Origin of the sequence: Anaerococcus sp. Marseille-Q7828 (assembly GCF_949769285.1) — a bacterium.
Lineage (GTDB): Bacteria > Bacillota > Clostridia > Tissierellales > Peptoniphilaceae > Anaerococcus.
On sequence record NZ_OX458331.1, the window covers coordinates 1228140 to 1248589 of the forward strand.

The 20450-nt window shown below is 31.2% G+C and carries 14 protein-coding genes; 13 read left to right on the plus strand and 1 reads right to left on the minus strand.

What is annotated here, in order from left to right; all coding sequences use genetic code 11:
* From QNH69_RS05790 to QNH69_RS05850, 13 genes are all read left to right on the plus strand, one after another.
* Positions 1-411 (plus strand): PrgI family protein, encoded by a 411-nt coding sequence (locus QNH69_RS05790; protein ID WP_282929605.1) that lies wholly within the window; start codon positions 1-3, stop codon positions 409-411.
* On the plus strand, positions 302-2725 hold the full coding sequence (locus tag QNH69_RS05795) for a VirB4-like conjugal transfer ATPase, CD1110 family (protein WP_282929606.1): 2424 nt from the start codon (positions 302-304) through the stop codon (positions 2723-2725). The genes QNH69_RS05790 and QNH69_RS05795 overlap by 110 nt, the downstream gene beginning before the upstream one ends.
* Positions 2726-2732: 7 nt before the next feature.
* Positions 2733-5306 carry a C40 family peptidase gene (locus QNH69_RS05800; protein WP_111821620.1) on the plus strand — a complete coding sequence of 858 codons (2574 nt, stop codon included), beginning with the start codon at positions 2733-2735 and terminating at the stop codon, positions 5304-5306.
* Between the two features lie 14 nt (positions 5307-5320).
* Positions 5321-5560 carry a hypothetical protein gene (locus tag QNH69_RS05805; RefSeq protein WP_001080402.1) on the plus strand — a complete coding sequence of 80 codons (240 nt, stop codon included), beginning with the start codon at positions 5321-5323 and terminating at the stop codon, positions 5558-5560.
* On the plus strand, positions 5547-7130 hold the full coding sequence (locus tag QNH69_RS05810; RefSeq protein ID WP_282929607.1) for a stalk domain-containing protein: 1584 nt from the start codon (positions 5547-5549) through the stop codon (positions 7128-7130). Before QNH69_RS05805 ends, QNH69_RS05810 begins: the two co-directional genes overlap by 14 nt.
* A 14-nt stretch (positions 7131-7144) precedes the next feature.
* The gene (locus QNH69_RS05815) at positions 7145-8008 is read left to right on the plus strand and encodes a CD1107 family mobile element protein (protein WP_282929608.1); all 864 of its coding nucleotides are present in this window, start codon (positions 7145-7147) and stop codon (positions 8006-8008) included.
* 74 nt (positions 8009-8082) lie between these two features.
* Positions 8083-8694 (plus strand): DUF6088 family protein, encoded by a 612-nt coding sequence (locus tag QNH69_RS05820; RefSeq protein WP_282929609.1) that lies wholly within the window; start codon positions 8083-8085, stop codon positions 8692-8694.
* Complete coding sequence (locus QNH69_RS05825; RefSeq protein ID WP_282929610.1) at positions 8687-9670, plus strand: nucleotidyl transferase AbiEii/AbiGii toxin family protein; 984 nt, start codon at positions 8687-8689, stop codon at positions 9668-9670. The genes QNH69_RS05820 and QNH69_RS05825 overlap by 8 nt, the downstream gene beginning before the upstream one ends.
* Positions 9671-9762: 92 nt before the next feature.
* Positions 9763-11484: a DNA topoisomerase 3 gene (locus QNH69_RS05830; protein ID WP_282929611.1), complete on the plus strand. Its 1722-nt coding sequence runs from the start codon at positions 9763-9765 to the stop codon at positions 11482-11484.
* A complete protein-coding gene (gene dcm / locus QNH69_RS05835; protein WP_282929612.1) occupies positions 11477-12442 on the plus strand; it encodes a DNA (cytosine-5-)-methyltransferase in 966 nt (321 codons plus the stop codon). The genes QNH69_RS05830 and dcm overlap by 8 nt, the downstream gene beginning before the upstream one ends.
* Positions 12429-18683: a DEAD/DEAH box helicase family protein gene (locus QNH69_RS05840; RefSeq protein ID WP_282929613.1), complete on the plus strand. Its 6255-nt coding sequence runs from the start codon at positions 12429-12431 to the stop codon at positions 18681-18683. Before dcm ends, QNH69_RS05840 begins: the two co-directional genes overlap by 14 nt.
* A 70-nt stretch (positions 18684-18753) precedes the next feature.
* Positions 18754-18966: a helix-turn-helix transcriptional regulator gene (locus QNH69_RS05845; protein WP_282929614.1), complete on the plus strand. Its 213-nt coding sequence runs from the start codon at positions 18754-18756 to the stop codon at positions 18964-18966.
* 327 nt (positions 18967-19293) lie between these two features.
* A complete protein-coding gene (locus QNH69_RS05850; protein ID WP_282929615.1) occupies positions 19294-19575 on the plus strand; it encodes a toll/interleukin-1 receptor domain-containing protein in 282 nt (93 codons plus the stop codon).
* A 304-nt stretch (positions 19576-19879) separates the two neighbouring features.
* On the opposite strand, the gene QNH69_RS05855 is transcribed toward QNH69_RS05850, so the two are convergent.
* Positions 19880-20308 carry a DNA starvation/stationary phase protection protein gene (locus QNH69_RS05855; protein WP_019116040.1) on the minus strand — a complete coding sequence of 143 codons (429 nt, stop codon included), beginning with the start codon at positions 20306-20308 and terminating at the stop codon, positions 19880-19882.
* Positions 20309-20450 lie beyond the last annotated feature (142 nt).

Consider the following 20450-nt stretch of genomic DNA (forward strand, 5'->3'; position numbering starts at 1 on the left):
ATGGCATATGTACCAATACCAAAAGATTTGGACAAGATTAAAACAAAGGTTGCCTTTAACTTAACCAAAAGACAACTTATAGGTTTTTCGGTGGCAGGACTAATTGGCATACCAACCTATTTATTTATGAAGAAATATCTACCTAATGATGTTTCAATCATTGTAATGCTAATAGTAACCCTGCCAATCTTTTTTATAACCTTATATGAAAAAGACACTTTAACTTCTGAAAAGTATTTTAAATTTTTCTATCTTCATAAGTTTTATCAACCAACTAAGAGAATAAGAAAGGAGGCATACCTTGAAGCTAAGAAAAAAGCAAATCAGCGACTTAAATCTAAGGGAAAAACAATTAAAAAAAGACCGAAAGGAAGTAAGAAGGCTAAAAACAAAGAAAGATCCAACAAATAGTCTTCTAAGTTTAATTTTAAATAAAGAGAAAAAGAGATTTACAGTTGAGGATACAATTCCATATATAAGAATGTTACCAGAGGGCATTTGCCAGTTAGATGAAAAAAATTATTCAAAGACAATTTCATTTCAAGATATAAATTACCAGTTGGCATTGGAAGAAGATAGAGATTTAATCTTTAACCAATTTGCCAACTTTTTAAATTCTTTTGATCCAAGTGTCCACATTGAACTTTCGTATGTAAATCAATTAGGAAGAAATAAAGACCTACAAGATGCAATTAAAATTGCTGATAAGGGAGACTTCTATGACGATGTAAGAAAAGAGTTTAGGGAGATGTTAAAGCTTCAACTTGCAAAGGGGAATAACGGACTTAAAAAGATGAAGTATATAACCTTTACCACAGAAGCCGATAATCTAGAGCAAGCAAGAGCAAAGTTAAATAGACTTGAAGTAGATATTTTATCTAACTTTAAATCTATGGGAGTAAGAGCAGAAAGCCTTGATGGAGAAGAAAGACTAAGACTTGTTCACGATATGTTAAATCCAGACAAAAACTTTGATTTTTCATATAAGGATTTGAAGAAGAAAGAGTCTACAAAATCACATATAACTCCCAATATCTTTAATTTTACACCAGCAAATAATTTTAAATTTGGGAAATTCATTGGAGCGACGAGCCATTTTCAAATACTTGCAAGCGAGTTATCAGACAGAATGTTATCTGAGTTTTTAGATATTGATGACAACATTTATGTGGCATTTCATATAGATGTAGTTGAACAAGCAGAAGCTATTAAACTCATTAAAAGAAAGAACACAGACCTAGACAGAATGAAAATTGAAGAACAAAAGAAAGCAGTTCGAGCAGGATATGATATGGATATTATTCCATCAGATATAAATACTTTTGGGGCTGATGTTAAGTCAATGTTATCTGACTTACAAAATAGAGATGAAAGGCTCTTTGCAGTATCCATAGTAATGATGAATTTTGCTAGGACTAATCAAAAATTAGAAAATACAATTGCTCAAATTTCATCAATTGCAAATAGACATAATTGTCAGGTAAAAAGATTATCTCATCAACAAGAGCAAGGACTTGTTTCTGTCTTACCTTTAGGAGTTAATCAAGTCGAGATAAAAAGATTTTTAACTTCATCATCAACGGCAGTATTTATGCCTTTTACAACAGAAGAGCTATTTATTGATTCGGCAAATTCTTTGTACTATGGCTTAAATGCCCTTAGCCAAAACTTGATAATGGCAGATAGGAAGAAACTAAAGAACCCTAACGGACTAATATTAGGTACACCAGGTTCTGGTAAATCTTTCTCGGCAAAGAGAGAGATGGCAAATGCAATTCTTGTAACAGACGATGATGTAATTATTTGTGATCCTGAGGGTGAGTATTCAAACCTTGTAAAACAATTTAATGGAGAAGTTATTAAAGTTTCGGCAAAGTCAAAGGACTACCTAAATCCACTAGATATAAATATGAACTATGGAGATGGGGACGCACCTTTAAAGGATAAGGCAAACTTCATAATGTCTATGCTTGAACTTGTAGTAGGAGGATCTGGTCTTACTGCTGCAGAAAAATCTGTTATAGATAGGTGCTTACCAAAGATATACCAAAAATATTTTGAAGACCCAAAGCCAGAAAATATGCCGATTTTAGGAGATTTATACGATATGCTCCTATCTCAAGAAGAGGGAGTTGGTAGAAAACTAGCAACAGAAATGGAAATTTATGTTAAGGGAAGTCTTAATGTCTTTAATAATAGGTCAAATGTTGACTTAAATAGGCAACTGCTCTGTTTTGATATAAAAGAGCTAGGAACACAACTTAAAAAAATAGGTATGCTTGTAATTCAAGACCAGGTTTGGAACAAGGTTTCCTTAAATAGAGGAAGCAAGTCTACAAGATACTATATAGATGAGTTCCATCTTCTATTAAAAGACCCACAAACTGCTTCATATTCAGTAGAAATCTGGAAAAGATTTAGAAAATGGGGCGGTATTCCAACAGGTATAACTCAAAACGTAAAAGACCTTTTAACAAGTCAGGAAATTGAAAATATCTTTGATAATACAGACTTTGTTCTAATGTTAAATCAAGCATCTGGAGATAGGGATATTCTTGCTAAGAAATTAAAAATATCGCCTTATCAGTTAAACTATATTACTAATTCAAACGCAGGTGAGGGACTATTATTCTTCGGAAATACTATTGTTCCATTTATAGATAAATTCCCTAAAGACACCATGTTATATAAGCTAATGACAACAAAACCAGAAGAAGCTAAGTAGGTGTGATATGGATAAAAAACTAAAAAAAGATTTTCAAAAGAAAATTATACGAAATAGGGACGCTCCTGAAAAGAATCTTGAAAGTAAACTTGTTCATTCAGATGATTATACCAATAAGATTATTAAGACTAAGGATAGGTTCGGAGATAAAATTTCAGAAAAAGAATCTAAACTTATTCACGAGAATGTATTAGCAAAAGATCAAAAACAAGATAAACTAAAAGATTTTCAGAAGTCTAAAAACAAGGAAAGAATCAGAAAAGAAATTTTAGATAATAAAGATAAGACCAAAGAAATAAAACAAGCTAATCTTGAAATAAGGACAGATGAAAGCTTTGAACTTGATGAAGACTTAGATGTAGACTTTAAAAAAGTTGATTTTGATAGTGAAAACAGTAGAAATATTAATTCTAATAAACTAACAACAGATGATATTTCAGCTAAGGCTCAACCAATAAGCAATAAGAAGCCATCAAGTAAAAGACAAGTTCTTAAAAATTACGAGGATAAACTTATCCATAATAAGGATAAATTCCAAGACAAAATCAACGAGAAAGAGTCTAAGCGAATCCACACAAGTGAAGATAAACCTATCGAAGCAAAGAAAAGCAAGAGAATATATAGAAAAGAAAAGCTTGTTAAAGATGAAGTAAGTAAGAACGAGAGTAATGCTAATATCGATAAAAAGCAAAAGCTTTATCAAGAAAAGAAGTTTAGAGATAAGGAAAAAATTTCTAAAGAGATAGATAAAGAAAATAAGCTAAGCGAAGTTGATACAGAAAAAACTTTTGATAATCCTGAGATTAAAGAAAATAATCAAGAATTTATAAAAGATGAAAAGGAAACAAGCCTTAAACCTTCAGAACAAAAGAAAGCTAATAAAAAGAAGACTTACTACAAGAGAAAAAATTATAAAAGTGATAAATTCACTCGAAAGAAAATCGATGACTTAAAAAATGAATCTAAGAAAGTTACAACGAAAGATTCTAAGAAAGCACAAGATGTTAAAGACTTTATCTCAGATAAAAAGATTGGAGAGCTTGAAAAGTCTAAAAGTAAGCTAAAAGATAATATCTTAAAAAATAAAACTAAAGGAAGTCTATCTTCTGGGGTTTTATTATCTGGAGCTAAGTCATCAGAGTTAGTGAGAGATTATCTAAGTTCAGGATCTGACAATACTGGTGTAGAATCTGGAGAAAAGGCCGCTAATGTAAGCTCTAAGCTCCAGCATGGAATAAGGAAGTATAAGTTAGACAAAAAGAAAAAGTCCTTAAAAAAGCTATCTAAACTTGATAAGAAAATAAGAAATAGAAAAAGCAAGCTGGAGTTTAAAAGCGGCTTGGAAGATTTAAAAAAGTCAGAATCCTATATAAAGAAAAATAGATTTAAGAAGTTTTACCAAAGAAAACAAATGAAGAGCATGATAGCTAAAAAGCACGAAGCAAGACTTGTAGATAGAGTAAAAAAAGCTATTTTAAGTTTAGGTAAGGCTTCTAAAGAGCTAATAGTAAGAAAAAGCAAGATGGTTCTATTTCTAGTAATAGGACTAGGTCTTATGCTATCAATAATGATTGGTGGTGGAAGTGTTGGTATGAGTGGACTAAGTAACTCAGTAAACTCAGTAATGACAACAACATACCTATCACAAGATACAGTTCTAAGTGAAGTTAATCAAGAATTTTCATCAATGGAATATGACCTACAATCACAAATCGAAAGTGTAAAAACAAGTCATCCTGGATATGACGAATATATTATAAATAAAGAAGGAGAAATTGGTCATAATACCCATGAACTTTTATCCTATATAACTTCAAGATGTGGAGAAGTAAAATCAGCATCTGAAGTAAAAGGAATTTTAAAAGAACTTTTCGATAAGATATATAAACTTGATTTTAAGGAAGAAATTGAAATTAGAACAAGAACAGTAGCAAGAACAAGATATGATAGTCGTGGTAATCCTTATACTAGCTATGAAAAAGAAGAGTACGAATATAAAAAGTTAATTGTAACTTTAAAGAAAAAAGAAATGGATGAAGTTGTTAGGGAAATATTTAAAGATTATCCAGACAATGTAGTTCATTATGAAGCTCTTCTTGAAGCTAAGGGGAATATGGGAGATGTTTTTGGATCAGGTAATGGGGACTTAGGAGAAATAGTAGACAATCCAAACTTTGGAAATCCTGGTCTTGCTTTTGATTCAGCTACTGCAAAAGCCTTATTTAATGAAGCAGAAAAACATATAGGAAAAAGATATGTGTTTGGAGCAAGTGGACCATCTAACTTTGACTGCTCAGGATTTGTATGTTGGTCATTTACAAAGTCTGGTGTAAAGAGAATGCCAAGAACAACTGCATGGAGAATATACAAAGACTATTGTAACCCAGTAAGTCCAAGCGAAGCTCAACCTGGTGATATTATATTTTTCCACTCAACATATAACAGTGGAACACCAATATCTCATGTAGGAATATACGCAGGTAACGGAATGATGATTCACGCAGGAGATCCAATTCAATACACATCAATAAATTCAAAATATTGGAAATCACACTTTTATGGTTTTGGAAGACCAAGATAGAAGGGAGATATTATGTGAACAGAAAACTTATAAGTATTAGAAACAAAAAGAAAAAAATAGAAGAGAAATTGAAAGATTTAAATGCAAAATACAAGGAAATTTGTGATGAAGAAATACAAGTTGAAAATGAAGAAATAATTGTAACTCTTAGGAGAAACAATATTAGCTTGGAAGAATTAATGGAGAAAATTAATGATAGAAAAAGAGAAGAAAAATTAAAAGAAAAGGAGAACATTCATAATGAAGAAATTTAACACGAACAAACTAAGAGCCTTTTTTATGGCTCTTTTATTAGTTTTAACATCAACTTCAACTACTAATGTACTAGCTAAATCTGATGATGCAGATGTTAGTAAAAAAGTGATAGAAAGTTCAATAAGTAATATTAATGATTTAGAAAATCAAATCAAAGACTTAAATGATAAGAGAAAAGAAGACCAATCAAAGATAGATGAATTAAAAGAAAAGTTAAAATCTTGCAAGGATAATGGAGAGAAACTAAAACAAGAAAAGGCTAAGTTAGAAGAAGAGATTAGAGATAAAGACAATAAGATTGCTCAATTGAATAAAGAAATTGAGGATCTTAAAAATTCTAACAATGATGAACTAATAGCAGAAATTACTCAGCTTAAAGATGAATTAAAAAGATTACAAGATGAAAATGCAAAACTAAAAGAAGATTGTTCATCTACAAAATGGGAGTTAGAATCTGAAAAAGAAAAGACCGACAAAAACGAAAATAAAATCAAAGAAATGCAAGAAAAGCTCGAGTCTTTAGAAGGGGAGCTTGCAAAGAAGACTAAAGAAATTGAGGATAAAGATAATAAAATTAAGGGTTTGGAAAAAGCTCTTGATGAAAAAGATACTAAGATAAAAGACTTAGAGTCTAAAAAGAAAGAAACAGAAAATTCTAAGTCAGAATGCTTTAAGAAAATTGAAGAGCTTCAAAAGGTTATTGATAGTTTAAAAGTATCTTCTGAAAATACAAAAAAAGAATTAGAAGATAAGATTAAAGGACTAGAAGAAAAACAAAAAGCTTCTGAAGAAGAAATTAAAAAGCTAAAAGAAGAATTAGATAAGAAAATCGAAGAAGCAAAGAAGTTAATCGAGGAAGCAAATAAAAAATCGAAAGAAGAACTTGAAAAACAAGCTAAAGATGAAAAAAACAAAAACCTAAACCAAGACTTATCTAAGAAATTAGATGAACTTCTAAAACTTCAAAAAGAAAACAAAGAGAAGAAAGAAGATAAGAAATCTCAAGATAAGAAGTGGGACGAAATTTTGAAAGCTGATGACAAGAATATCCTAAATCAATTTGATCTTAACAAGATGAAAAAACAAGAGGAACAACAATCCAAAAAACAAGTTAAAGATGAAAAAGAATTTGCAGTTTTTCAAGTAGACAAAAACTTTTATAACATTATCAACAAAGATGGTAAGACAACAGTTTACATGGATGTAAAAACTTATGTAGACCAAGGAAGAACTATGATTCCAGTTAGATATATTGCCTATACTCTAGGTTTTAATGTTGAGTATGACAACTCTACTCGTGAAGCCATTTTCTCAAATAAAGAGAATAATATCTTAGCTAAAAAAACGTTAAGACTAAATATTGATACTGGTGTTATGAAAGATTCGGATGGTAAGGTCTACAATTCAGATGTTAAGCCAGTGATTATAAATGGAAGAATTCATGCTTCAATTTCAAATATTGCTAAAGCTTTTGGAGCAAGTCATGGAGATATTAAAGATGGTAAAAACCAAACAATAGAATGGGACAATGCTAGAAAAGCAGTCTATGTATTTAAAAATGTAAAATAAGAAAGGATAAAAAAATGAATAAGAGCATTAAACGAGGAGTAGCCATAGCGTTACTCCTTTTTACATTTACAGTACCAGCAACTACATTTGCGATGACAAATGAAGGACAGATTGAAAGTCAAAACGAATCAATCTATGAACCACAAAAAGAAGAATTTGAAAAAATGTTGAAAGATGATGTTTTTACACCATCAAAAGAAGAAATTCCTTATCAAGATGTTCCAAGAATACCAGGAAATACAAGTGAAGCAAACAAGCCTTCAAATAATCCTCCTAAGAAAACACCACTTGTAAAAGGTGGTAATACTAAGGCAGTAAATAGTCTAGCAACACAAGAAAATAAGGCAAGAGGTTCAGTAATTGAAAATGTAGATAGGAATGGAAAAGATATTACACCAAGTGGAGATACAGAAAAAGATAAAGAAAATCCAGTAGATGTAAGACAATTTTTAACATTTCAAACTAAAAGTGGAAAAACTATGCACCTAATAGTGGATCACTCATCAAATCAAGATAATGTAAGGCTATTGACAGAGGTAGGAGAACAAGACCTACTTAATATGATTGAATCAGAAGATAAAAATACTATAAAGGTTGAAGAGCCTAAGAAAGAAGAAGTAAAAAAAGAAGAACCTAAGACTGTTCCAGTAAAAGAAGAAAAGAAAAGCGGAATAGGTTCATTTCTAATTGTTATACTTGTAATTGGAGGAGTAGTAGGAGCAGGATACTATTTTAAGGTAGTCAAAGCTAAGGAAGATAAAATGTTGGAAGACTTTGAAGAAGATGATGAGGATTATATTAGTGAGTCAGAAGATGAATCTGACAATGATGAAAGTCATGAAGAATCAACAGAAGATGAAGATGATGAACTATTATAAGGATATGAAAATTTAATCTAAATTGATTATTTCTCCCGAATATGATACAATATTTGGGAGAAAGGTGGTGCAAAATGAATTCCTATTTAGATCAAATAAAAAATAGAATTAATGATTTTGATAGCAGAAAAGTTTTTATAAACAATGATTTCTTAGATATAGCAGGAAATGAAACTGTTCGTAGAACTTTAAATCAACTAGTTAGTGAAAATAAAATAAAAAGAGTAATTAATGGATTCTATTATAATCCAATATACAGTGAATTAATTGGAGAGTACGAGGCAGTATCGATTCACGAATTAGCAATTGCTATAGCAAGAAAATACAATTGGAATATTGCACCATATAATAGCACAGCCTTAAACTTATTAGGACTTTCAACACAAGTACCAACACATTATAAATATATATCTAGTGGAAGATATAAGGAATATAAAATTGGAGATACCATTTTAGAATTTAAAAAAGTAAATCCAGGAGAAATTGCCAATATGTCCTTAAAGACTGCAACAGTTATTCAAGCAATTAAGTCTTTAGGTAAAGAAAATATAACTAGCGAAGTTATACAAAAGATAAGAGAAAACTTAAGTGAAAAAGAAAGAATAGACTTAATGAACGAATCAAAATCAGTGCCAGCATGGATATATGAAGTAATAAGGGAAATTTGTGAGGGCAAAAATGAATAAGTTTTATATAGAAAACAAAGAAGACTTAAGAGTTTTAATGGTAAATACAGCTAGAAAGAGAAATATATCTGAGGCAGTTATTGAAAAGGACTATTGGGTTACTTTTATCTTAGATTATCTATTTAATGAAAACAAATGGAGGGAATATTTTACCTTTAAAGGAGGAACATCACTTTCAAAATGCTTTGGACTCATTGAAAGATTTTCTGAAGATATAGATCTAATCTTAGACTGGCGAGTATTAGGCTATGAAGAAAAAGAACCATGGTTAGAAAGGTCAAATACCAAGCAAGATAAATTCAACAAAGCAGTTAATGAAAAGACAGAAGAATTTTTAAGAGAAGAATTTTTAAAAGTTTTAGAAGAAGATTTAAATGATATGGACTTTGAATTTTGTGTTGATAGTCTCGATCCACAAACAATTCTATGTAAATATCCTAAAATCTTTGAATCTAATTATTTGACACAAAATATAAGGCTTGAAATAGGAAGCCTTGCAGCATGGACACCTGCAATTGATGTTGAAGTTTTGCCGATAATTGGCGAAGCATATCCAAATGTATTTAAAGAAAAAACTAATATAAGAACAGTATCATCAGAGAGAACTTTTTGGGAAAAGGCAACTATACTTCATCACGAAGCGAATAGACCTGAATCTTCTCCTATGCCACATAGGTATGCAAGGCACTTTTATGACTTATATAAAATAGCAAAATCAGATTATAAAAACAAAGCCTTAGAGGATAAAGAGTTATTAAAAAAAGTGACTGAATTTAAAATGAAATTCTACCCTAGAAAGTGGGCAAGGTATGAAGATGCATTAAATGGTAGATTGAAGTTAGTCCCAAGAGAGTTTCGATTTTCTGAAATAGAAAAAGATTATAAGGCTATGTCAGAAATGATATATGGAGAATATCCAAACTTTGAAGAGATTATAAAAGTTCTTCAAGAACTAGAAAAAGAAATTAATAAGTAAATAGAATTCTCCCGAAAATAATATAATATTCGGGAGAAATACTTTGAGCGAGAGAGAAATCTTTCGCTCTTTTTTTATTTATGGAGGTATTAATGAAGTTAGTAATAGCAGAAAAGCCAAGCGTAGCAGTTACAATTGCAAAGGCAATTGGATCAAGAGTAAGAAAGAACGGATATTATGAGGGAGGTGGGTATATTGTTTCTTGGTGTGTTGGTCATTTAATTCAAATGGCAAGACCAGATAAGATAGATGAAAAATGGAAGAAATGGACAATAGACACTCTTCCTATAATTCCAGAAGAATATATTTATGAAGTATCTAAAAGCACTAAAAAACAATATGGAGTTTTAAAGAAACTTTTAAACGATAAGAACATCGACACAGTTATAAATGCTTGTGATGCTGGAAGAGAGGGAGAACTTATCTTTAGGCTTGTATATAATCAAGCTAAATGTAAGAAGAAGATTAAAAGACTTTGGATATCTTCAATGGAAAACAAAGCTATTGAAGACGGCTTTAGAAATCTTAAAGATGGAGAAAACTTTGAAGACCTATATAGATCAGCAAGTGCAAGAGCCATTGCAGATTGGCTGGTAGGAATGAATTTAAGTAGGCTTTATTCTTGCATTTACAAGGAAACATATTCAGTTGGTAGAGTACAAACTCCAACTCTATATTTGATAGCTAAAAGAGATAGCGAAATAAACCTATTTAAGAAGCAAAAATATTATACAGTTGACCTATCTTATGGAGGATTGAAACTTGTATCAGATAGGATTGATAGAATTGAAGTTGCAGAACAACTATTAAATCTACTAGAAGATGAAATAGTTATTACAGAGGTGGAAGATAAAGAAATAAGCACAAAACCAGATAAGCCTTATGATCTCACTACCTTACAAAGAGAAGCAAATAAATATTTTGGATATTCAGCAAATGACACTTTAAATCTGGCGCAAGGCTTGTATGAAAAAAAGATAATCACATATCCAAGAACAGATAGTAGGTATTTAACCGATGATATGGTTACTACTATGAAAGAATTATTAGAAGGACTTGAAGAAGATTTTAAAATCAATGAATCAAACTTTAAGTCTATTTTTAATTCATCTAAGGTTACAGACCACTATGCGATTATTCCTACTATATCAGGTATTGGAAAAGCTAAAGATTTATCTGATAAAGAAAGCAAAATCTATAATCTAATTAAGGATAAATTACTTGCTTCATGTTCGGATAACTTAAAGGAATCTAGTAGAAAAATCAGATATGAATATGATAAATTTAACTTTAATGCAAGTGGCAAGACTATAATCGATGAAGGTTATACCAAGTATCTAAAGAGCTATGGAAAAGAAAAACAAGAAAATGAATTACCAGATATAAAGACTGGAGATAAAATTAAGCTAACTTCTAAAAATATATCGGAGAAATTTACAAAAGCTCCGAGTCATTATAATGAAGATACACTTTTAAAGGCTATGGAGAATGCAGGGATTGAATCACTGGATAAAGATATAGAAGTTGAAAGAAAAGGCTTAGGAACACCAGCTACAAGAGCAGGAATTATTGAAAATCTTATCCATAAGGACCTTATAAGAAGAGATAAGAAAAATCTACTTGTAACAGAAAAAGGCAATAGGCTTGTATCGATTGTAGAGGATAAGTTTAAATCAGCAGGAACAACATCTGAATGGGAAATGAAACTTGTAAAGATTAGCTCTGGCGAAGTTGATAAAGAAGACTTTTTAAGAGAAATAGAAGATAGTATAAGGGAGCTTGTAGATAGGTACAAGAATAATCTAAATGAATAAGGTAAAAATATTAGAGCTTTTCGGTGGCATAGGTGCTATTAGAAAGGCTTTTATTAATTTAAAGATACCTTATGAAGTAGTTGATTATGTAGAAATAGATAAGGCTTGTGTTAAATCATACAACGCACTTTATGGAGAAGACTATAAGCCAAAATCAGTAGTAGGATATAAAGCACCTAATGAGAATATAGACCTAATTATGCATGGAAGTCCTTGCCAAGACTTTTCAAGAATAGGAAAAAAGCAGGGAGGAGTAAAGAATTCAGGAACTAGATCAAGCTTACTATTTGAAACAATTAGAATAATTAAAGAAATGAAAGAAAAACCTAAATGGATAATTTGGGAAAATGTAAAGGGAGTCCTTGATAGAAATATGAGGGACTCCTTTTTTATTTATCTAAAAGAGTTAGAGAGCCTAGGATATGAAAGCAAGTATGAAATCTTAAATGCAATGGACTTTGGCATACCTCAAAAAAGAGAAAGGATATTTGTTGTTTCATGTCTTGGAGCAAATAACTTTTCTTTTAATAAATTGGAGAGAAAAGAAACAAGACCACTAAGTGAATTTTTGGAAAAGGATGTAAGTGAACTTTACACCATGACCCAACCTTATATGCTGAAATTTTTAAATAAAGGTATAGATAACAGTTTTAGAGGGCGACTAAAAGTGATTAAAGATTTTTCTTATACTATTTCTACAAAACAAATGAGAGTACCCAATTCTGGAATAATAGATATTGGAAATGGTAAATATAGGTATTTAACAGAAAGAGAATGTTTAAGACTCATGGGTTTTGATGACAGTGATATAGATAAACTAGACAAAGTACATCCAAGAAGAAAAAATTGTACTTCAAGCAAGCTATATAAGCAGGCCGGCAATTCTATTGTGGTTGATGTTTTAATGGCTATTATAAAAGAAATTCATAGAATGGAGGTAGGAAATGCAAGTAAATGATTTTAAGAATATACAAGAAGCAATAAAGTATGAAGTTTTGCAAGATGAAAAAGAGTATTTAAAACTCTTAAAAGTTATAGGTAACAATCAAAAATATGATTTTTCTAGCCAACTAAGTATATATAACAAAGAACCTGAAGCTAGAGCTTGTGCGACTTTTGATATGTGGAAAAAATATTTTGGTCGAGTTGTTATGAGAGGTCAAAAGGGTATTCCAATTTTAGTTGGAAGTGATGTAAATCAAAGAATTTCATATATTTTCGATATTAGTCAGACCACATCAATGGATAGGAATATCAATGAGGTTAGCTTATGGCAGTTTGATCACGAAAATCATAACGAGGCTTTAAAAGAAATAATAAGAGATTTTTCATTTGAAGCTAGTGATTCACTTAATGAAAATATATTTTCTTTAAGTCGAATTTATGGAGATGAATATATTAATTTGGCTCTTGCTGATTTGAGAATAGATATAGAGGATAGACTGAGTTTTGAAAAGTTTATGAGAGACTCAATATCCTATGCAGTAGCTAATAGGTTTAATACAGTCTATCCTATGGATATGGAAAATTTAAAAAATAATTTTTCTAGGATTAATACAATTTCTTTAGAACAGATAGGTACTGTAATATCAAGAGTTAGTGAAGATATTATAGATAGAACAATAGAAAAATCTAAGGAAATGGATCGTGCTAGGCTGCTGACAGAAAGGGCCGATGCCGACTATAATAAAGATATAGAAAATATAAATGAAGATAGAGGAGGTCAAGATGATTTATATAGACGAGATGATAGGTCAAGAAGTAGAGATGGACGAGTTTTCACAGATGGAAGCGACAGAGGAAATAGCAATGAAGATCGAAGAGAAAACCTTGGACATGATGGAGAAGGATCTGGAATTTATGGAGAGATTTCCGAATCCGACTTACGCAGTTCTAAGACTGTCTTACCTAGTAGGGAGCGAGGACATGGAGAACTGGAAGAAACTTCAGGAAATGTACGAGGAGAAAACACTTTTGAATCATCTGAAGGAAATTCAAGATCAGGCAGTGGACTTTATCAAGAGAGAGAAAGTCAAGATGATGAAAGCACAAGGATTGACAGAGAAGATGATGAGAGAGAATCCAGAGGAATACCAAGGACAGATGAACAACTTGATAGCAACAGTGAAGAGAATAGCAATCAAGGAATACGTGGAAGCTTAGAAAATGAAATAAGCCAAGAAAAGGAAGCTGATGAAGCTTCTTTTTTTGATGATAAAAACACTGAAAACGGAAAAGATTATTGGATTGTAGAATTTAATGAAAACCACGAATTAGTTCCCGATTATAGTGGGCAGATAGTAACTAAAGACTTAATTAATGTCCTAAGACAAAAGGATATTGATGTTAAAGACCATAATCAAACTCTTGGAGAAAATGAATTTGGAGAAATGACTGATGATTATATCGGATATTTCAAATTCTATTTTGACCACTATGTAGACGGAGAAGTTGTCGAGCATTATAGGATTGACCTTGGTGATGGTGAGGAAGTAAATGAGCGTGAATTTTCATATTTAGTAGAACAAGTTGCATTAAGTGAGGAAAAATCTTTACAAGAAGAAGTTAAGGAAAAGATAGAGCCTAAGTTTAAGATAGGTGATCAGGTTAGATATAAAGATAAGGACTTTACCATTACAGATTTTGATGAACTAAGTGGAGGACTTAAAACTGTAACCATTAGAGATAATATGGAATATATGGGAGGTATGAATAGGGGTTCGGAAGTAATTCCATATAGAAACGATTCATACCTTGAAGAAATCTTTGAAAATCTAAGTCAAACATCAGAAAAACTAGCAGTAAAGGTTGGTAAGGAATTTATTTTAGAAGATGAGAATACCTTTGATGGAATTAACTTAATTGAAACTGGAACTAAGGTAGAAGTTAATGGCGAAGAATTTCCTTTATATAAGGGTAAAACATTTGAAGAAAGTAGAAAGATTGATGAGCTTTTAGATAGTGGAAATTATGAGATATACAAATTATCTGAGTATGAAAAACAAATTGAAAGACAAGTAGAACAAGAAAGCTTTATAGATAACCACAATCCTGAAATTGACCAAATGATGGATAGATACAATGTCCCAAGACAAGCAGCCGAAAACTTATTTAGGGGTAAAGAAGATTTAAATAATCTAGGCTATGAACCTAATAAGGAAAGACTAAGTTTTGCTAGAAATTATGATTTGAAAAATCATATCTACTCAGAATACCTTACACCATCAGAAAAGCTAGATAAAAATATCAAAGCTATTAAAATGCTAAAAAGACTTGAAAATGAAAATAGGAGTCCAAGAGAGTATGAACAAGCCTATCTGGCTGATTATCTGGGTTGGGGTGGTCTTGCCGATGTCTTTGATGAAGAAAAGGGAGGACAATGGCTCGAAGCAAGAAATATTTTAAAAGAAAATCTAACAAATGATGAGTATATGAATGCTAAAGAGTCTACTTTAACATCATTTTATACACCTAGAGAGGTAATGGATGGAATATATAAGACTCTAACAGATATGGGGTTTAAGACCGGGAATATCCTTGAGCCATCTGCAGGGGTCGGTAATTTTATTGGTAATATTCCAAATGAAATGAAAGCGTCTAAAATCTATGGAGTAGAAAAAGATAGTCTAAGCGGAAGAATAGCAAGAGAACTTTATCCTGAAGCTAATATTCAAATTAGAGGCTTTGAAGAAACAAACTTCTCAAATAATTTCTTTGACTTGGTAATAGGAAATGTTCCCTTTGGAGATTTTAAAGTTAACGATCGTGAATATAACAGAAATAACTTTCTGATTCACGATTATTTTTTTGCAAAGTCAATAGATAAGGTTAGGAATGGAGGAATTATTGTCTTCATAACATCATCTGGAACTATGGATAAAAAAGATGAATCTGTTAGAAAATATATTAATGCAAGATGTGAGTTTTTAGGAGCTATGAGGCTTCCTAATACAACATTTAAAGGACTTGCTGGTACAGAGGTTACTTCAGATATTATTTTCTTGAAAAAGAGAGATTCAGTTATAGAAAGAGATGATGATTGGATACACCTAGCAACTGATAAAAATGGTTTGACTTACAACAAATATTTTGTAGATAATCCTCAAATGGTATTAGGGGATATGAAAGAAGTATCTGGAAGATTTGGAAATACAATTACTTGTGATGAAAGAGAAGACGAAAATCTAAAAGATTTAATGGATCTTGCAAGTAAGGAAATATCTTCAAATTCAAAATATGAAGAGGTCGAACTATTGGAAGATGAGGAATTAAGTCTTCCAGCAACAGACGATGTTAAGAATTTTTCTTACACTATCATTGATGAAGAAGTCTACCTAAGAGAAAACTCAGTCTTAATCAAGCAGAATATATCAGATAAAAACAAAGAAAAGATAAAAGATTATCTTGATGTAATGAGTGCTTTAAAAGATGTAATAGAAAAACAAAAGGATGATTTTTCTGATGAAGAAATAAAAGAGTCACAAGCAAAGTTAAATGAAGTCTATGATAACTTTTCAAAGAAACATGGCTTTATTAACTCCTTATCAAACACTAGAGCCTTAAAGGAAGACTCAAACTTTCCTTTAGTATCATCAATAGAAATACTTGATGATGAGGATAATTTCAAAGCTAAGAGTGATATATTCTCAAAAAGAACAATAACAAAGGCAAAAGTAGTAGACCATGTAGATACTTCTCTTGAAGCTTTAGTTTTATCAGTTTCACAAAAGGGATATGTAGACTTTGAATATATGGAATCTATCACTAATAAAGATAGGGACACCTTAATTGGTGAACTTGAAGGCGAGATATTTTTAGATATTAAGGACACAGACCTAATAAATAACAGAATGCCCTTTGAGAACTTTGACAATGACGATCCATTTCATTTTTCATATGTATCTGCTGACGAGTATCTAAGTGGCAATATTAGAGAAAAGATTGGTTATCTCAATTCATATATCGGAGAAATTGAAAATGTAATAGATTTAGCACCTTCTGAAAAGAAAGACACATTATTAAACGAGTTAGGCAAACTCAAATATCAAAGAGAAAAATTACAAGAAGTTATGCCTGAAGAACTCACTGCTTCTGATATAAATGTAAGGTTAGGAGCAACATGGATACCTCAGAAAGATATAGAAGACTTTACTTTTAATCTTTTAAAAACACCAGGTTATGATAGGTGGAATATAAATGTTAGGTTCTCGCCACACACAAGTGAATGGAACATTGAAGGTAAAAGTGTTGACTCAACTAATGACCTTGCTAACATGACTTATGGTACAAGTAGAGTGAATGCCTATAAGCTAATTGAAAATGCTCTTAATCTAAAAGATACGAAGGTATTTGACCAAGTAATAAATGATGATGGGTCTAAGACTTCTGTATTGAATAAAAAAGAAACTATGCTTGCAAGTCAAAAGCAAGAACTGATAAAAGAAGAATTTAAGAATTGGATATTTGAAGATCCTGATAGAAGATATAGGCTAGAAAAGATTTATAATGAAAAATTCAATTCAATTAGAAATAGAGAATTTGATGGTTCTAACTTAACTTTTGATGGAATGAATACTGAAATTAGACTTCGAGAACATCAAAAAAATGCCATAGCAAGGACTCTTTATGGTGGGAATACACTACTTGCCCATGTAGTAGGAGCAGGAAAAACTTTTGAAATGGTAGCTTCTGCTATGGAATCTAAAAAGTTAGGACTTGCAAGTAAATCATTATTTGTAGTTCCTAACCATCTAACCACTCAAATTGGTAGAGAGTTTATGCAGTTATATCCTTCAGCAAACATTATGGTGGCCGATAAAAAAGACTTTCAACCCAAAAATAGGAAAAGATTTATTGGTAGGATTGCAACAGGAGAATATGATGCGGTCATCATAGGACACTCTCAATTTGAAAAAATACCGATGTCTAAGGAATATCAGGTAAGGCATATACAAGACCAAATAGATGATATAGTTTCCTTTATTGATGAGAACAAAAGAAATAGAGGGGAAAATTTCACTGTAAAACAACTAGAAAAGACAAAGAAGAAACTTTTAGTAAGACTTGAAAAACTAAATGATGATTTTAAAAAAGATGATGTAATAACCTTTGAAGAACTAGGAGTAGATAAGTTATTTATAGACGAAGCTCATAATTACAAAAACCTATTCTTGCATACAAAGATGAGAAATGTTGCGGGTATCGGTCAGAGTGAAGCCTTTAAGTCTTCAGATATGTATATGAAATGTAGGTATATGGATGAAATGACAGGTGGAAAGGGAGTTGTATTTGCTACTGGTACACCAATATCAAATTCAATGACAGAGCTTTATACCATGCAAAGATACCTTCAATATGATGATTTAAAGGCAAGAGGATTAGAACATTTTGATGCCTGGGCTTCTACTTTTGGAGAAACAGAAAATACCTTTGAATTATCTCCAGAAGGCACTGGATATAGGCAAAAGACAAGATTTTCAAAGTTCTATAACTTGCCAGAGTTGATGAGCATGTTTAAAGAAGTAGCAGATATAAAGACTTCAGATATGTTAAATTTGCCAGTTCCTGAAGCAAATTTTGAAGTTATAAAAACAAAACCTACTGAGGAACAAAAAGAAATATTAGAAGCTATTTCAGAAAGAGCTGATGCGGTTAGAAACAACCAAGTCGAGCCAACAGAAGATAATATGCTAAAGATTACAAATGATGGTAAGAAACTTGCTCTAGATCAAAGATTAATAAATCCACTACTTCCAGATGATCCTAATTCAAAGGTAAATGTATGTGTAAAAAATATCTTTTCGATCTGGGATAAAACAAAAGAAAAATCATCGACACAATTAGTATTTTCAGATATGTCTACACCAAAAGGAGATGGAGAATTTAATATCTATGATGATATTAGAAACAAGCTAGTGAATATGGGAATACCAAAAGATGAAATAGCCTTTATCCACGAAGCAGATACAGACAAACAAAAAGATGAACTATTCTCCAAGGTAAGAAAAGGAGAAGTAAGAGTATTATTAGGTTCTACTCAAAAAATGGGAGCAGGTACAAATGTACAAAATAAACTAATAGCCTTACACGATTTAGACGTCCCTTGGAGACCGTCTGATTTGGAGCAGTTCCAAGTGGGACAAGTAAAAAAAACAAGGACTATCTCAATAAATACTAACGTAAGCACAAGTATAAAATAGGCTAAAGTGACTTATCAGCCTATTTATGATACAATATATCTTAACAATAAAACGGATAAGGGGTAATAATATGGCAATTTCTTATAAACCATTATGGCACTTATTGGTAGAAAGAGAAATGAACAAAGAAGACTTAAAAAGAGCTGCAAACATAACAAGCAACATAGTTTCAAGAATGAGCAAAAATTCTTATGTGAACTTAGAGTCACTAGAAAAGATTTGCCTGGCATTGGATTGCAGAATTGAAGATGTTATAGAGATTCATATAAATGAGGTGGAATAAAATTGGAAAATCTATCACAGATCAGAAGAGCTGAAATGCTTGAATACCTAGATCATCTAAAAGAAATTCCACAGATGATGAAAGTAGGATTGCACTTAGCAAGATTGAAACAGCCTTAACTGAGAAAAAATATGGATTAGTTTGGGAAGAACACGAAGAAGAAGTGGCAAACAACTCGTTCATATCATACTAGTTTTTAGAGAGGTAGAAGACAAAAATATATTAGCTGATGAAAATGGAGATTTTAATTTTCTTTTAGAGGAGGATAATCTACACTCCCTTAAATTATTGGAAAAGACTAGAAGATTTATTTTAATGAGGTGTTAGATGACAGAAAATAACATTCCAAAAGTATTTATATCATATTCATGGGAAAGTAAAGAACACTCTGATTGGGTTAAATATTTAGCAGATAAATTATTAGCAGACGGTATTGAAACCATAATAGATAGCTATGATGTAAGTCCAGGGGATAGACTTCCAAAATTTATGGAAAGCTCGATAAGAGATAGTGATTATGTAATAATAATATGCACTGAAGAGTATAAAAGGAAAGCTAATAATAGAGAAAAAGGTGTAGGTTATGAAAGTCATATAATATCTGCGTAACTCTACAACAATCACAATGATAGGAAGTTTATTCCAATCATTAGACAAGGAGATTTCAATACAGCTTTACCTACTTACCTAGACGGAAAACTTGCAATAGATTTAAGAGGTAATTCATTTAATGAATGTGAGAATATCTAAAAAACTAGACAAGAACCATTCCTATAGGAATGGCTAAATACTGACACAAAAAAATGTATCAACCATTGCCCTTTTATCAGGATTTAGGTTGATACACAAAATTATTTACAGACCCTAATTATAGGATGACAGTAATTCAAAGTTCTACAAAAGTTAATTTTGCCTATTTAAGGCTTGATTCCACAAACCAAATTTGTTTGTTGTAGTCCTCTATATGATCTTCCATAGCATTAGCTACAGGGAAATTATCAGCTTCATCTGCTTCCTTTCTAATCTCTAGTGCGAGTTCTTTTTGAAGTTTTATGTCAGATAGGACTATTTCTAATGCTTCTTTAATAGATACTTCTTTAGAAGTTTCAATCTCTTTGATTGTAGAAATTTCTAAATATTCTTTTAGATTAGCAACTGGAAATTCTCCAGACATTCTGATAAGCTCAGCAACTTCATCAAGTCTTTCACCAGCCTTATCATATTCAGATTCAAGATACTCATGTACAGATACAAATTGAGAGCCTACGATATTCCAATGTAGATTATGGATTTTAATGTTTAGTACTGCAAGATTTGCAAGATATGTGTTTAATTTTGTCATTTTCTTCCTCCTTTAAAATGATTTTAATTATCTTTATCATTATATGCAATAATAATAAAAAAGTCAAGTCCATAATATTGAATAAAATTTACTAGCAAATATTTATTATTAAATCCTAATATCGTAAAAATGAACAGAAGAA